Source organism: uncultured Photobacterium sp., from assembly GCF_947502415.1.
In the GTDB taxonomy this organism is placed as follows: domain Bacteria; phylum Pseudomonadota; class Gammaproteobacteria; order Enterobacterales; family Vibrionaceae; genus Photobacterium.
This window is the reverse complement of sequence record NZ_CANMZV010000003.1, coordinates 73,900-88,157: the sequence shown is the minus strand read 5'-3', so window position 1 is coordinate 88,157 and position 14,258 is coordinate 73,900. Positions and strand designations below refer to the sequence as shown.

At 46.6% G+C, this 14,258-nt stretch carries 15 protein-coding genes and 1 tRNA gene; 15 read left to right on the top strand and 1 reads right to left on the bottom strand.

What is annotated here, in order from left to right:
• The first annotated feature begins 700 nt into the window (after positions 1-700).
• The 13 genes from cydA (at position 701) to Q0852_RS04530 (ending at position 11,655) form a co-directional block, all read left to right on the top strand.
• The gene (cydA, locus tag Q0852_RS04590) at positions 701-2,287 is read left to right on the top strand and encodes a cytochrome ubiquinol oxidase subunit I (protein ID WP_299014518.1); all 1,587 of its coding nucleotides are present in this window, start codon (positions 701-703) and stop codon (positions 2,285-2,287) included.
• A 16-nt stretch (positions 2,288-2,303) separates the two neighbouring features.
• On the top strand, positions 2,304-3,440 hold the full coding sequence (gene cydB / locus Q0852_RS04585) for a cytochrome d ubiquinol oxidase subunit II (RefSeq protein WP_299014515.1): 1,137 nt from the start codon (positions 2,304-2,306) through the stop codon (positions 3,438-3,440).
• An 11-nt stretch (positions 3,441-3,451) separates the two neighbouring features.
• Entirely contained in the window at positions 3,452-3,559 is a 108-nt protein-coding gene (gene cydX, locus Q0852_RS04580) for a cytochrome bd-I oxidase subunit CydX (RefSeq protein ID WP_075768376.1), read from the top strand.
• Complete coding sequence (ybgE, locus tag Q0852_RS04575) at positions 3,552-3,857, top strand: cyd operon protein YbgE (RefSeq protein WP_299014502.1); 306 nt, start codon at positions 3,552-3,554, stop codon at positions 3,855-3,857. The genes cydX and ybgE overlap by 8 nt, the downstream gene beginning before the upstream one ends.
• Positions 3,858-4,123: 266 nt before the next feature.
• Positions 4,124-4,531: a tol-pal system-associated acyl-CoA thioesterase gene (ybgC, locus tag Q0852_RS04570; protein WP_299014499.1), complete on the top strand. Its 408-nt coding sequence runs from the start codon at positions 4,124-4,126 to the stop codon at positions 4,529-4,531.
• Positions 4,528-5,217, top strand: coding sequence for a protein TolQ (tolQ, locus tag Q0852_RS04565; protein ID WP_299014496.1), 690 nt, complete (start codon positions 4,528-4,530; stop codon positions 5,215-5,217). Before ybgC ends, tolQ begins: the two co-directional genes overlap by 4 nt.
• Before the next feature lie 3 nt (positions 5,218-5,220).
• Positions 5,221-5,667, top strand: a complete 447-nt coding sequence (tolR, locus tag Q0852_RS04560) for a protein TolR (protein WP_299014493.1) — start codon at positions 5,221-5,223, stop codon at positions 5,665-5,667.
• Between the two features lie 13 nt (positions 5,668-5,680).
• Positions 5,681-6,763 carry a cell envelope integrity protein TolA gene (gene tolA, locus Q0852_RS04555; protein ID WP_299014490.1) on the top strand — a complete coding sequence of 361 codons (1,083 nt, stop codon included), beginning with the start codon at positions 5,681-5,683 and terminating at the stop codon, positions 6,761-6,763.
• A 24-nt stretch (positions 6,764-6,787) separates the two neighbouring features.
• A complete protein-coding gene (gene tolB / locus Q0852_RS04550) occupies positions 6,788-8,134 on the top strand; it encodes a Tol-Pal system beta propeller repeat protein TolB (protein WP_299014487.1) in 1,347 nt (448 codons plus the stop codon).
• A gap of 34 nt (positions 8,135-8,168) precedes the next feature.
• Complete coding sequence (gene pal, locus Q0852_RS04545) at positions 8,169-8,732, top strand: peptidoglycan-associated lipoprotein Pal (protein ID WP_299014484.1); 564 nt, start codon at positions 8,169-8,171, stop codon at positions 8,730-8,732.
• A gap of 16 nt (positions 8,733-8,748) precedes the next feature.
• Positions 8,749-9,501 (top strand): tol-pal system protein YbgF, encoded by a 753-nt coding sequence (gene ybgF, locus Q0852_RS04540; protein ID WP_299014481.1) that lies wholly within the window; start codon positions 8,749-8,751, stop codon positions 9,499-9,501.
• A gap of 167 nt (positions 9,502-9,668) precedes the next feature.
• Positions 9,669-10,730: a quinolinate synthase NadA gene (gene nadA / locus Q0852_RS04535; RefSeq protein WP_299014479.1), complete on the top strand. Its 1,062-nt coding sequence runs from the start codon at positions 9,669-9,671 to the stop codon at positions 10,728-10,730.
• A gap of 70 nt (positions 10,731-10,800) precedes the next feature.
• Entirely contained in the window at positions 10,801-11,655 is an 855-nt protein-coding gene (locus Q0852_RS04530) for a bile acid:sodium symporter family protein (RefSeq protein ID WP_299014476.1), read from the top strand.
• Positions 11,656-11,720: 65 nt separating this feature from the next.
• On the opposite strand, the gene Q0852_RS04525 is transcribed toward Q0852_RS04530, so the two are convergent.
• A complete protein-coding gene (locus tag Q0852_RS04525) occupies positions 11,721-12,296 on the bottom strand; it encodes a UPF0149 family protein (RefSeq protein ID WP_299014473.1) in 576 nt (191 codons plus the stop codon).
• A gap of 274 nt (positions 12,297-12,570) precedes the next feature.
• Between Q0852_RS04525 and Q0852_RS04520 the strand changes: the two genes are divergently transcribed.
• Both Q0852_RS04520 and Q0852_RS04515 read left to right on the top strand, forming a co-directional pair.
• Positions 12,571-12,658: transfer RNA gene (locus Q0852_RS04520), tRNA-Ser, on the top strand.
• Positions 12,659-13,731: 1,073 nt separating this feature from the next.
• The gene (locus tag Q0852_RS04515; protein WP_299014470.1) at positions 13,732-14,184 is read left to right on the top strand and encodes an L-alanine exporter AlaE; all 453 of its coding nucleotides are present in this window, start codon (positions 13,732-13,734) and stop codon (positions 14,182-14,184) included.
• Positions 14,185-14,258 lie beyond the last annotated feature (74 nt).

The following is a 14,258-nucleotide window of genomic DNA, read 5'->3' as shown; positions in this document are numbered from 1 at the left end:
GGTGTTGGGGAAACAGCATATAACCCGCCAAAAAGACGACTTTTACTGTCTGGGCGGCTTTATCTGTTTCTGAGGCTGATTATAGGCATTTTACTGGTTTGAAAAAGCGATATAAATTTCAATTTAAGATTAGTTTACCTAATGTGAATGGGTGGTAGTTGAACAGTTCAAAGAAGTGTTAGTCATGGAATTGATAGCATTATTCGTAGAGTTAATGCGCAATAATTCCTTTTTAAGGCCTGTTTTTTCTAACTAAGACAACTATAGATTGTGGTGTTTTAAAAACAGGATGTGAATAAGTGTTAATTACTTTGCTTCGTCATTAAAGGTGCTGTTTTTTTCTTTTCAAAGTTGAAATTTAATGAGCTGGAAAAAGCTTGATCTGAATCAAGTAAGGCTGTGGTGTGTAATTTTTGAGCGATCTTTTTTGATATTTATCAAAGCAAATTGTGCGATAAACCCATTGAGCAGCGAGAAGAATGTCAGTAATATTAGCAATGACTTTATTAGCTGTAGCTTAACAATGAATTAACCAATCTATACATGATTGCAACATTCAGAGGAAGCCATTAATTATAAAAAAATGGCAACCAGGAAGGTGACCTAAATTGCAGTTATGAAGTTACATTTTGCTAAGCCCAACCATCGGTACACTGTGTCGTACTGTCGTCAGTCAGCCTGACGAAAAAAGGAGTTCTCAATGTTCACTGATATCGTCGAACTATCGCGGTTACAGTTCGCATTAACTGCGATGTATCACTTTTTGTTCGTCCCACTGACTCTGGGGATGGCGTTCTTGCTAGCCATCATGGAGTCTGTTTATGTAATGACTGGAAAGCAAATCTATAAGGACATGACCAAGTTCTGGGGTAAGCTTTTCGCTATTAACTTTGCTCTTGGTGTGGCGACAGGCCTAACCATGGAGTTCCAGTTTGGTACAAACTGGGCGTACTACTCTCACTACGTTGGCGACATCTTCGGTGCCCCTCTGGCTATCGAGGCCCTGATTGCTTTCTTCCTTGAATCTACGCTTGTCGGCCTTTTCTTCTTTGGCTGGGATCGCTTATCCAAGCGTCAGCACTTAGCTGTGACTTGGCTGGTTGCTCTTGGTTCCAACTTCTCGGCACTGTGGATTCTGATTGCCAACGGCTGGATGCAGAACCCTGTAGGTGCAGAGTTCAACTTCGAAACCATGCGTATGGAAATGGTTAGTTTTGCCGAAGTTGTCCTTAATCCGGTTGCTCAGGTGAAATTTGTCCATACAGTGGCTTCTGGTTACGTTTGTGGTGCGATGTTCATCATGGGTATCAGTGCTTACTACATGCTGAAGGGGCGTGATATTCCGTTTGCTCGTCGCTCGTTCGCGATTGCAGCATCATTTGGTATGGCTTCAATCCTTTCAGTTATCGTTTTGGGTGACGAATCTGGCTATGAGCTGGGTGATGTGCAGAAAACCAAGCTGGCAGCAATTGAAGCTGAGTGGCATACCGAAGAAGCGCCTGCTGCGTTTACGGTATTTGGTTTGCCAAACCAGGAAACCATGGAAACGGACTATGCGATTAAGATCCCTTATGTCATGGGTATTATCGCAACGCGTTCTTTCGATACTGAAGTAACGGGTCTGCGTGACCTGAAAGCTGAGCATGAAGTTCGAATTCGTAACGGTATGGTTGCATACGGGCTACTCGAGAAACTTCGTGCCGGTGAGAAAACACCTGAAAACATTGCTGCTTTTGACAAGGTGAAGCATGACCTGGGTTACGGGCTGCTGGTCAAGCCTTATGCAGATAACGTTGTTGATGCAACTGAAGCTCACATTGCTCAGGCTGCTGATGATTCAATCCCTACCGTTTGGCCGTTATTCTGGAGCTTCCGTATCATGGTGGCTTGTGGATTCCTGATGCTGGGTATTATCGGTGCGGCATTCATCCAGACCTGCCGTCATAAGATCACAGATAACCAGTGGATTCTGAAAGCAGCGCTATTGGGTATTCCTCTGCCTTGGATTGCTATCGAAGCGGGTTGGTTCGTTGCTGAGTATGGTCGTCAGCCATGGGCTGTGGGTGAAATCCTACCTGTATCAATGGCGGCGTCTAACCTTGCTGCATCGGACATCATCACGTCAATGCTGGCTATTCTGGCACTGTACACTGTGTTCCTGATTGCCGAAATGTACCTGATGATCAAGTTTGCTCGTCTAGGTCCTAGCAGCCTGAAAACAGGCCGCTACCACTTTGAAACTACCGATGCACCACAAAATGTGGTTTCGCGTCAGGTTGAAGCGTAATCAGGGAGAATAAGCAATGTTTGAATATGAAGTATTGCGATTTATCTGGTGGCTGCTGATCGGTGTGCTTTGCATCGGCTTCGCAATCACAGATGGTTTTGATATGGGTGTCGGTGTGCTGTCTAACATCATCGGTAAGACAGACACTGAGCGCCGTATAATGATTAACTCAATTGCCCCGCACTGGGACGGAAACCAGGTGTGGTTAATCACTGCCGGTGGCGCACTGTTTGCTGCATGGCCGCTGGTTTATGCAACTGCATTTTCTGGTTTTTACCTGGCGATGATTGTGACTCTGGCTGCGCTTTGGCTACGCCCTCTTGGTTTCGATTACCGTTCAAAACTTGAGAACACACAGTGGCGTAATGCATGGGACAAGGCGATCTTTATCGGTAGCTTTGTACCACCAGTGATTTTTGGTGTGGCATTTGGCAATTTGCTACAGGGTGTTCCGTTTGAGTTAAGCGAACTGCTGATCCCGACTTATAAAGGCTCATTCTTCGGTCTGCTTAATCCATTTGCGCTACTGTGCGGTATCGTCAGCCTTCTGATGATCACGACTCAGGGTGCAGCTTACCTGCAGATGAAAACAACAGATGCGATTCGTGAGCGTGCACGTAATGTTGCCGTCATTACGTCAATCGGTACAGCGGTTTGTTTTGCCATTGCCGGTTTCTGGGCTCAGAGCATTGAAGGTTATGTGATTACTTCTGAAATCATAACCAATGCACCATCTAACCCGTTGACGAAAGAAGTTATGCGTCAGTCTGGTGCGCTATTTGCGAATTTTGATGCTTATCCAATGCTGTGGACGGCTCCAATCCTGGCTGTAGTAATGCCGCTACTGACCGTGGCTGCTTCTCGCGCTAACCGCGGTGCGCTGGCGTTTATTACATCAAGCCTGACTATGGCTGGTGTGATTCTGACAGCAGGCTTTGCTCTGTTCCCGTTCGTAATGCCTTCAAGCCTGGAGCCAAGCCACAGCTTGACGATGTGGGATGCGACCTCTTCTGAGTTGACGCTGAACATTATGACTGGTGTGGCGTTTGTGATGGTTCCAATCATCCTGACCTACACCTCTTGGTGTTACTACAAAATGTTTGGTCGTCTTGATAGCAAGTTTATCGAAGACAACAAGAATTCACTGTACTAAGGAGACAGACTATGTGGTATTTCGCTTGGATCCTAGGTGTTCTGCTAGCCTGCTCATTCGGTATTATCAACGCTTTGTGGCTTGAGACGACTGAAAACATGGATGAGAACGGTGAGTAATCTTGATCTCTGGGTAAAGCGCATTCACCAGTTGTTGGATAGCGGGCTAGTGCGCCTGTTGTCCATGATTATGGCACTCTGCGCGGGCGGACTGGTGATTTGGGAACCTATGCTCTTTGCCCAGGCGATTGGTGGATTCGGACCGATAATCTCGCCAGCCCTGATATGGGCAACCTGTACAGCAATGATTTACGGTGTGGGTTTCGTGCCCCACCGTTGGTACTGGCAAGTCTTTTTTACGCCGTATTGTGCATTGCCGATACTGACCTATATCTTATGGTTACGTTTGCTTTCCTAACGGGGGGCTGTTAGTTAAGTAAAGATAAAAAACAGCCCAGTGTATTTACATTGGGCTGTTTGCTATCCGCTGAGAAGCGGTGAATACATTTGCAGCAATTACGCGTATTCAATCGGGTCTGAAATTAAAATGGATCAAAAAATTAGAGGATTTGTGAGCCTTGGTAAATGTGGCGTTTCATTCTGTGAATCAAGTTAGGTATAGTAAGCGGTCAATAGCAAGTGTATCGGCAGAACTGCCGGATGATGTGATGGCATAGGAAACTGATGACCGAAGAAAATGCCTTTGAATGGCCAATCACGATATATTACGAAGATACAGATCTGGGCGGTATTGTTTATCACGCCAATTATTTGAAATTTTTTGAACGGGCAAGGACGGAACTCTTCCGTAGTCACGGTGTCAGTTTACAAGCATTTTTTGCTTTGAATGTTAGCTTTGTTGTTCGCCATATTGAGATCGATTTCTTGAAGGGAGCAAAGCTTGACGATCAACTTATTGTCCGGACATGGCCGATGAATATCCGCCGTGCCTCTATCGAATTTTGTCAGGTTTTAGTTAACAATGCCGGCCAAACCTTGTGTAAAGCGATGGTTCAGGTAGCCTGTGTTCACCCTGAATCCATGAAGCCTATTCAGATACCAGAAATTATTAAGTCGGAGATATCTAAGTGACTGCTGAACTATCAATTTTAGATCTTTTTTTACAGGCAAGTCTGCTTGTTAAGACGGTGATGCTAATTCTACTGGGTATGTCTGTCATCTCCTGGACGATGATTATCAAGCGCTCTCAGGTGCTTTCCAACGCAGCGTCCAAGGCTGAACGTTTTGAAGACCGCTTTTGGTCTGGTATTGATTTATCACAGCTTTTCCAGGAAGTTCAGGCGCGTAAAGACAGCCTGACAGGTTCAGAGCAGATTTTCCACGCGGGCTTTAAAGAGTTTGCGCGTTTACACCGTAGCAACGGTAAGGTACCAGAAGCGGTAATGGAAGGGACAGGACGAGCAATGCGTGTTGCTTTGTCTCGTGAAGTAGATGAGCTGGAAACGAATTTGCCTTTCCTGGCGACTGTCGGCTCAATCAGCCCGTACATCGGTCTGTTCGGAACAGTATGGGGTATCATGCATGCCTTTATCGCGCTGGGTGCTGTAAAGCAGGCAACGCTGGCAATGGTAGCGCCGGGTATTGCAGAAGCTCTGGTTGCGACAGCGATGGGGCTGTTTGCGGCGATTCCTGCGGTTATGTTCTATAACAAACTGACGAATCAGGTATCGAAGCTGGAGCACACCTACGCAACCTTTATGGAAGAGTTCTCAAGCATTCTTCACCGCCAGGCTTTTGCCGCTTCGCAGGAGCAGTAAGCCATGGCTTATCAACCGAAAAAGCGAAAAATGACGGCGGAAATAAACGTCGTCCCTTATATTGATGTCATGTTGGTGCTGTTGATCATCTTTATGGTAACGGCACCTTTTGTTACCCAAGGGGTGGATGTCGAGCTACCGTCGACGCAAACCGCCAAGCCCGCAGCGGAGCTGGTGGGTGAGGATAACAGCAGCGCGCCAATCATTGTTGAAGTGGATCAGGACGGAAACCTGGGGCTGAGTGTTGATAACGGCGATATGATCCGCGGGTTGCGCATGAATGACTTGCTGACGCGTGTCAGGGCTGAGCTTCAAATTAACCCGAAGTCAGCCGTGCTGGTCGGTGGCGATAGTCGTGCGCCGTATGCTTACATTATTGAAACGTTGGATGCCTTGAATCAGGCCGGCGTCGGCTCTGTCGGACTGATGACAGAACCATTGGAGAAGTAGGCAGGCGAGCAGGATGAATAAAAACAACTATAGTGCTGCCGTCATCGTATCGTTGATTTTGCATGGTTTATTGATAGCAGCGTTGTTGTGGGGAACGGATTTTTCCATGAATAAGCCCCAGTCTCAGGGCGGTACTATTAAGGCTGTGGTAGTTGACCCGGCGTTAGTAAATCAGCAGGCAAAACGGATTCGACAGCAAAGAGATGCTGCTAGGCAAGCAGAGCTTGATCGTTTGAAGCGTCTTGAGCGGCAAGCCGAAGCTCTGGAACAACAGCGTCAGGCTGAAGAGAGAAGGCTGCGCCAGCTGAAGGCTGATAAGCTTAAAGCTGAAAAGGAAGCCCGTGCGGCAGAACAGGAGCGTAAGCGTGTGGCGGCTGAGCGTGAGAAAGCGGCGGTGGCTAAACGCAAAGCGGTAGAAGAGAAACGCCGAGCAGATGAAGCTGCGCGTGTGGCCCGTGAAAAGGCGGCGAAGGCCGAAGCTGATCGTAAAGCTAAGCAAGAAGCTGCTCGTAAAGCTGAGCAGGAGCGTCAGAGACAGCTGGCTAAGCAGCGCGAAGCTGAGGAAGCAAAACGTAAAGCCGAAGCTGCTAAGCGTAAAGCGGAAGAAGAAGCCCGCAAAGCTGAAGAGAAGCGCAAGGCAGAACTGGCAGCAAAGAAAAAAGCAGAGGAAGAAAGACGCAAAGCAGAAGCTGCGCGTAAAGAAGCAGAGCGAAAAGCTGCTGAGGCGCGTGAGCAACAACGTCAGCAGGAAGCTGCTTTGAATGATATGTTTGCCGGCCTTGAGGCAGAAACAGAGCAACGCGGTGGTGCCCGGGGGCAGTTTATTGCAAGTGAAAAACAGCGCTACGGTGCCATCTATACTCAGATGATCCAACAGAACCTGTTAAAAAATGAAAATTTTATTGGTAAAGAATGCAATTTGAGTATGCGTCTTTCTTCCAATGGGTTGGTGTTAGATGTATCTAGTGCAGGTGGAGACCAGAACGTATGCCGTGCTGCTAAAGCTGCAGTAGTAAAAATTAGTCAGTTCCCGATGCCGGAAGACCCGGCTGTTATTGAAGAAGTTCGCAGTATTTCTATGCTTGTAAAATTGTAAGCCCACAATGATGAAGGAGTTGTTATGAAACGTTGGCTAATGGGCTTGTGTCTTGCTCTTTTGAGTTTCAGCCAGGTTGCGCAAGCTGAGTTGGAACTAGTGATCACCGAAGGGATCGATTCAGCGCGTCCGATAGGTGTGGTGCCCTTCCAGTGGGACGGTGAGGGGCGAATGCCGACTGATTTAGCGGCCGTTATTGCTTCTGACTTGCGTCGAAGCGGTAAATTCAGCCCGGTAGCGACAAGTAAGATGCCACAAACCCCATACAGTGAAGAGCAGGTTGACTATAACGCCTGGACATCGTTAGGGGTAGACGCCCTAGTGACCGGCAAGGTTAGCCTGAATGCCGATGGTAACTACGTAATTAATTATCAGTTGGTGGATGTCGTACGTGGCCAGCTGACCAGCGGTGAAAGCCGCGGGCTGGAAGGCGGTAAGTTGGTACTGACTAAAGACCATTTGCTGGTTAATAACCGTGCGACGGTAAAACAGAGTCGCTTGCGTCAGTATGCACACCGTATTTCCGATGTTGTGTATGAGAAACTGACCGGTGAGAAAGGCGCTTTCCTGACCCGTATTGCCTATGTGGTTATTGATGATAAATCCCGCTACCCTTACCAGTTACGCGTAGCTGACTATGATGGTTACAACGAGCGCCTGGTACTGAAGTCACAACAGCCGCTGATGTCACCTTCTTGGTCGCCAGATGGTAGTAAGCTTGCCTATGTGAGTTTCGAGAACAAACAAGCGCAGATATTCATTATGGATATCTACAAAGGTACTCGAGACATGGTGGCTTCGTTCCCGCGTCATAACGGTTCGCCACGCTTTTCTCCGGACGGAAAAAAACTTGCTATGGTGCTGTCGAAAAGTGGCAGCTTGCAGATCTATGTACTGGATCTGGAAACCAAAAAAATGAAGCAGATCACCCGGGGTAGAGCTAACAATACCGAGGCATTTTGGGATCCTAACGGTCAGTCTATGATCTTTACCTCAGACAGAGGTGGTAAACCCCAGATATATCGAGTAAATTTAGCAGACGGATCGTCGGAGCGCCTGACGTGGCAAGGGAGTCAGAACTTGGGTGGTCAATTGACGCCGGACGGGCGGTTCTTAGTGATGGTACACCGTTCAGAATCTGGGTATAACATCGCTAAGCAAGATCTGAAAACTGGAGCGCTTCAAATTTTAACGAAGACATTTTTGGATGAGTCACCGAGTATTGCCCCGAACGGTGGTATGGTGATTTATAGCTCAGTGAATAATAAGTTTAATGAGCTATCGTTAGTGTCGATTGACGGGCGCTTTAAAGCTCGATTACCTGCGACGAACGGGCGAGTGCGAGCTCCGTCATGGGGACCGTTCTTATAACGTTCACCGTAATTAGCAAAATAAGGAAAAAATAATGCAACTGAACAAAGTTTTAAAGGGGCTGGCAATTGCGCTGCCAATGATCACTCTTGCGGCATGTAGCTCAAGCGAAAGCACTGACAGCTCAGCGGCATCTGCATCTGAAACGAATACTGGTACAGTTACTGGTACAGTAGCTACCGCTACCGAGCAAACTCAAACTACAGTTGCAACACCAGTTGAGTCAGGTTCTGCTTCACTTTCGGAGCAGGAGCTGCGTAGCCAGGAGCTTCGCCAGGAGCAAACTGTATACTTCAAGTTTGACAATGCTGAAATCCAGCCTGATTATCAGGAAATGCTGACTGCACACGCCGATTACCTACGTGACAACTCGGTAGTTAATGTAATTGTTGAAGGTCATGCAGACGAGCGTGGTACTCCAGAATACAACATCGCTCTGGGTGAGCGCCGTGCAAATGCGGTTGCAAAATACCTACAGGCACTGGGTGTATCTGCAAGTCAGATTTCTATCGTAAGCTACGGTGAGGAAAAACCACTGGTTCTAGGCCACTCCGCAGCAGATTACGCGAAGAACCGTCGTTCGGTTCTAGTTTACTAATTTATAGGTAAACACTATGAGCAGTAACAAGATGCGAAACCTCGCATTTACGTTGCTGGTTGGTGCGGCGACCCAGGTGGTCGCCGCACCTGCTCCTGTTACTGAGCTAAACGGTAGCAGCGCGAAAGGTGATAACCTTGAACGTTTGGAGCGTATGATTGAGGCGCGAAATCAAGTTCAGATTGATATGCAGCGTCAACTTGACCAGCTTGCATCTGAAATGGATGAGCTTCGTGGTATTGTCGAGCGAAATAGCTATGACTTAAGCCAGATGCTGGAGCGTCAGCGTGAGCTCTACCGTGAAGTTGATGCACTAAGCCGCCAGCCTCAAAAAGAAGTCAAAGAAACGCCGAAAACCGAGGCAACCACTTCTGAGACTTACACCAGCAACGTAAGTGAAAACGAAACGTACGAAAAAGCCGTTAACTTGATCCTGAAAGAAAAGGATTACAGTGGCGCGGTTGAAGCATTTAAGGGATTCTTAGCAACTTATCCTGAATCGGTTTATAAACCGAATGCTCATTACTGGCTTGGTCAGCTGTATTTTACGCAAAACCAGCTAGCTGAAGCTTCTGAGCAGTTTAAAGCTGTTGCAAGTTTTGCCGATTCTAACAAGCGTGCTGATGCCATGCTAAAGTTAGGCGTGATTGCAGAACGAAGCAAAAAGCCAGAAGAAGCCAAGAAGTATTATCAGGAGGTTATAACTGCCTATCCTGATTCGACCAGCTCTCGTCAGGCTGAGCGAAACCTTAAGCAGCTCGGTAAGTAATCTCTGTATAATCCGATTTTCAGGGTTAATATAAAGGCCAGTATTCACTGGCCTTTTTTGAACGGCGCGGTTTAGGCAGGAGCCGGAATAGCCAGGAAGGTGATTATTTCATCGTTTGCGGTATAATACGCGGATAACAAAGGACTAGCTGATAGAGCAAGTGAGTGATGAGCCTAACATTTGATCCCTCTGAAATGGTTTATCCATTTCCACCTAAGCCTGAGCCGCTGACTGCTGAACAGCAGCAAGCTTACAAGGCGAGCATCAAAGCCCTGTTAAAGGAAAGAGACGCGGTTTTGGTTGCCCACTATTATACCGATCCTGAAATTCAGGCCTTGGCAGAAGAGACTGGCGGTTTCGTTGGGGACTCTCTGGAAATGGCCCGCTTTGGTAACCAGCACCCGGCTAAGACACTTATTGTTTGTGGTGTCCGCTTTATGGGAGAGTCGGCTAAGATCCTAACACCGGAAAAGCATGTACTCATGCCAACACTGGAGGCTGAGTGTTCACTTGATTTAGGTTGCCCGGCCGATAAATTTACCGAGTTTTGCGATGCCCACCCAGATCACACCGTGGTTGTTTACGCCAATACGTCGGCGGCAGTTAAAGCGCGTGCGGATTGGGTGGTGACTTCCAGTATCGCACTTGAGATTATTGAGCACCTTGATAGTGAAGGTAAGAAAATTATCTGGGGGCCTGACCGCCACCTTGGCTCTTACATCCAGAAACAAACCGGCGCTGAAATGTTGCTGTGGCAGGGGGAGTGTGTTGTTCATGATGAGTTTTCAGCTAAAGCTCTGCGTGATATGAAGCACTTATATCCAGAGGCTGCGATCTTGGTTCATCCTGAATCACCGGCTAGTGTTGTTGCTCTGGCGGATGCTGTTGGTTCTACCAGTCAGCTGATCAAAGCGGCTAAAACGTTGCCGAACAAGCAGCTGATTGTTGCAACCGATAAGGGCATCTTCTTTAAGATGCAGCAGATGGTTCCGGATAAAGAATTGTTTGAAGCTCCAACTGCCGGTGCTGGCGCAACATGTCGTAGCTGTGCACACTGTCCGTGGATGGCAATGAATGGCCTGAGAGCGATTGAGCTTGCCCTGCTTGAAGGCGGTGAAAAGCACGAAATTTTTGTTGATGAATCCCTGCGTAAAAAATCACTGGTTCCGTTGAACCGTATGCTGGATTTTGCCGCGCAATTACAGCTGAAGGTAAAAGGTAACGCGTAACCTGTCAGTTTGATGAAGGATTAAATGGCGACCAGCTTGGTCGCCATTTTTGGTATAAGGAATAAGAAAAATGGCTCAGACGATGCTGACGGTGGCTTTGCCACTGGCATTGGCGTGGATGATGTTTTGCGTAGGTTTGACGTTGTCTATCGCTGATTTTAGGCGGGTTGCATTGTTTCCTGGGCGGGTATTGTTAGGTTTGAGCGCCCAGCTATTGGGGTTGCCGTTATTGGCATTTGCCATTATATATTTTTTTTCTTTGCCGGAGCCGGTCGCTATTGGGTTGTGGTTGCTGGCATTGGCTCCTGGTGGGGCATCATCCAACGCCATTACTCACATGAGCGGTGGTGATTCTGCATTATCGATTTCGATGACCGCGATTAGCAGCCTGGTTATCCCTGTGAGCCTGCCATTGATACTGACGTTGGTCGTGCCAGATGCGCAGCTGGTTTTCTCGCTTAAAACGGCAATTTTGCAGCTGGCAGCTGTCACGCTTGTGCCGGTATTACTGGGCATGGCGATAAAACATTGGGCGAGAGGCCCGTGGTTGGATAGTTTTTCTCGCTTTGCAGGACGATCTTCGTTGGTAGCACTGTTTTCGACGGTGGTAGTGACAGTTGCGGCTAATACTGCGGTTTTTCATCAGTTGTTTACAGTCGCGTCGGTGGCGGCTATCAGCTTGTGTCTGGCTGGGATGTTGCTGGGAGTTGGGATAGCAAAATTGCTTCACGGTGATAAGACGGTAGTGAAGACATTGGCTATCGAAGTTGGGATACAGAATGCAGGTACTGCGATTTTTGTTGCAGTGGTACAGTTGCAACGCCCTGAGTTGGCTCTGACGCCATTACTATACGGTGTGCTAATGAATTTACCGGCTTTTGCGATTATTTACTTCTATCAGCGCCGGAGTCTGATCAGTGTATAGGTAAGGCGGCGGATAAGAGAATGGTTGCGAAGTGCATGTAGTATCACTTCGCAATCATGTGGCTGTTACTGTTCTGCAACCAGTGCGTTTGCACGCAGGGTCAGGCCGCAAATCATTGTTGGTACAGAATTAAAGATTTCTTCAAACTGCGCTAAGCCATCGGCACCTTCCTGTGCAAGTGCTTCCATTGCGTTCTCCGGATCATAAAGCAGGCTAAAGCAAAGTAGCACGCCGCCTAGCAGCGCATTGTCTTCGCTATTTTCTGGCATGATGGTTTCCCAATCGTCACGGGCTAGCTGCCAGCCTTGCAGAACGCCTTCGGCAAGCTCGCGTGTAGCTTCCGTTACCAGTTCTTTGTCGTCCAACTGGCATTCTTCAGGCCATTGCCATGTTCCGGTAAGTAAGGCTTCGCGTGTATCATTCCACAGGTTGACGATGGCATTAGCATAAGCTTCTAGCTCTTCGTTGCTGGCAAAAGGTGAGGTTTCTTCGCCACCCCATAGGAAGGCCAGCCATTCTGCTGGATCAATCAGGTGAGGTGCCGCAGCCATTGCGGTAACAAAACCACGGGTTTGCGCCTCGGATAGTAGCTGCTCAGCTAGTTCTGGATTTTGCAGTAACTCACTCAGTTGTGAAGACATAGTACAATCTCAGTTTATTAATTTGTTTTCATTTCCGGTGAACGCGGTACGGGAAAGAAAGCGCCAACAGAAATTGATAAAGTAGTTGCTGTGTGTGTATTGTATCAGTCTGGCTCGAACTGCACAGCTTCCCCCTAAGTTTTATCGAGCTGGAATGGTATGCTGCTGTAATATTGAACATTTGGGTGTCTGTTTTCTGATTTTTATTGACCCAGGGCTTGGAGCGCACTATAGTAACGCCTCGTTGAGACGATAGCTCTCAACAACAAATTGTGGTGAGGTGTCCGAGTGGCTGAAGGAGCACGCCTGGAAAGTGTGTATACGGCAACGTATCGAGGGTTCGAATCCCTCCCTCACCGCCATATTTAGAAAAACCGCCTTATTGGCGGTTTTTTGCTATCTAGGCATAGCATTTTCATTTCTTACCATTTCTCTCTTCACTCCCTTCTTACATTATTAGATTTTACTCTTTTTCTGTGGCTATTTGGTATTCGTGATATTTGTGTCAATCGTGAGTGCAATCAGACGCCATTCCGGAAAAATCACCTCGTTGGTTCGCATCGTGTGGTTTCTTCAGATTTGGCAGTAATAGGAAGGTAAGTTGAGTAGCTATGCAAGCCCCAGTCATTTGGCCGGGGCTTTTTTTTGACTGTTAGTTGTTACTCCTTTTCGCGGTAAAGACACGATTTTTCGTTCAGAAAGACTGTGTATGGCAAAAAGCGGCGGCAATCGCTAGGAAAACAACAGTCATGTAATTTACTTTCAATTTTGTTGGTTGTTGATGGGTGGAAAATGCTTCTATTACAAAAAATAGCAGGATATTGGTCGGATAATTAATCAGTATTAAGACGGTTTATTTAAATAATGAAAAGCAAAAATGAGATTTTCTAAGGTTTGAGGTTAGATTTACTTATGACTGTGAAAGCTGTTACTTTAGATGGAATAAAAGGTGCCTAATCATCCATGATGGTTCTGTTTGTGAAATGTTGAAATTCATCTTTTATATTTATTTTTTGTATTTTTAATGGCTATATATCAATAGTTTATGTTTGAATTTTGTTTTTGATGATTTTATTTTTAAAGTCATTGTTTTGAATGAAAGTGGAGTGTAACCTAAAGTTGTGATTATCCGCTCTACTTTTCATTATTAACTTTGGATAAATGGCTCATTATCACGGAATTAGTTTGTTTTTATTGGTTAGATGTAGCTCTTTTTGATATTGTGGCACGTCTGTGCTGCCTGAGTAGTTGAATCTGCCACTAATTGGCGGAAAAGTAGTCGTAAATTAACCAATAAATATCAACTTTGGTGGGTTATTTTGCTAAAAACCTGTTCTAATACGCAAATCAACTGGCTAGTTGGTGTTTATCTAGTGTAAGCGACTTTATATATGGTTTTTTTTGGCCTTATTTTCTAAATGTGGAGGTTTGCGGTATGTCTGTTAAAGGTCAATTTAATGTTCGAAATGCGGCTGCGGATACTTTTGCCATGGTGATTTTTAGCTTTGTCACTGGCATGTTGATTGAGGTGTTTGTGTCGGGGATGAGCTTTGAACAATCTTTAGCTTCGCGAACCTTGTCGATACCAGTCAATATTGCGATTGCCTGGCCATATGGTGTCTTTCGTGACTTTTTTGTTCGTAATGGCAATCGCCTTTCACCTACTAGCTGGATGAAGTGGTTATCAGACATGGTGGCATTTGTGCTGTTCCAGTCACCGGTTTACGCCGGTATTTTGTGGGTAGTCGGTGCTGATGTTGATCAGATCATTACTGCTGTAACCAGTAACGCTGTGGTTTCAGGTATGCTGGGTGTGGTTTACGGTCAATTCCTAGACCTGTGCCGCCGTATGTTCCGGGTTCCTGGTTACTCTCACCAGCAGGTATAGCTTTAAAATTTAGATGGTTGGAAATAAATTTATTAACCATCATAAATAGTTAATGCGCGAGATTTAGCAAAAGC